The sequence below is a fragment of the Candidatus Hydrogenedentota bacterium genome (genome assembly GCA_016791475.1).
Lineage (GTDB): Bacteria > Hydrogenedentota > Hydrogenedentia > Hydrogenedentales > JAEUWI01 > JAEUWI01.
In genome coordinates, this window is sequence record JAEUWI010000372.1 from 1 (window position 1) to 569 (window position 569).

Consider the following 569-nt stretch of genomic DNA (forward strand, 5'->3'; position numbering starts at 1 on the left):
AGGAAGGCCATGGCCTTGGTGCGCACCACGTCGATGCCCATCATCCCCGAGGCCACGTCGTCGTCCCTGACGGCATAGAAGGCGCGGCCGTGCCGGCTGCGGATCACGCCATAGGCGCCCGCGACCATGACGCAGGCGACGACCAGGCACAGGTAGTAAATCGAACGGTCGGTGTCGAAGCTCAGCCCGAACAGCGACGCCGGCTCGAGGGTGATGCCGTTGGCGCCGCCCAGCCAGCTGCTCGGCAGGTTCAGCACCAGGAAATGGAACAGGATCTGCGCGGCGATCGTCGTCAGTGCCAGATAGAAGCCCTTGATGCGCACCGCCGTCAGGCCGAAGATCAGGCCGAACAGCGCCGCCGCCGCGCCGCCCAGCCAGAGGCCGAGGCGCGGCGCGCTGGCGCGGCGGAACTCGGCGTCGCGGATGGCGGCCTTGACGTGGGCGGCGGTGATCTGGTGGGTGTTGCCGGCGAAGGCGGCCAGCAGCGACTTGTCACAGAGGATATTGATGCGCCGGGTCAGCCCCAGCGAGGCGCTGGCGATCAGTTTGAGGGCGGCCGGGGAAAACAC

The 569-nt window shown here is 68.5% G+C and carries 1 protein-coding gene; it reads right to left on the bottom strand.

All coding sequences use genetic code 11. The features are described 5' to 3' along the window. A partial coding sequence (locus JNK74_29745; protein MBL7650355.1) for a branched-chain amino acid ABC transporter permease occupies positions 1–569 on the bottom strand: 569 nt, incomplete at both ends.